Annotated in this window: 1 pseudogene; it reads right to left on the minus strand. The window is 39.7% G+C overall.

Features of this window, described 5'->3' with window-relative positions:
• Nucleotides 1–247 (minus strand): annotated as a pseudogene (locus SB658_RS26415) (tetratricopeptide repeat protein); the annotation flags it as partial.

Consider the following 247-nt stretch of genomic DNA (forward strand, 5'->3'; position numbering starts at 1 on the left):
TCAGCAAGCCTCTGATAAACATTGACGCCGCCAACCTCATGTTGTTGATCTGCAACCTTGTAGAAATAGTCGGCCGCTTTCTTTGAAAGACCTTGTGAAAAATACAATTCACCTAATGCAAAATCAATAATGGCTTCATTTGGGAGCAGCTCTTTTGCTTTTAAGAGCTTTTGTTCACTGACTTCAAATAGTCCTTGCATTTGATACAAATCTGCCATTAACAGTAGACTCTCTGGATACGCATCAT

The organism is Bacillus sp. SIMBA_008 (genome assembly GCF_046535495.1).
GTDB lineage: Bacteria > Bacillota > Bacilli > Bacillales > Bacillaceae > Bacillus > Bacillus subtilis.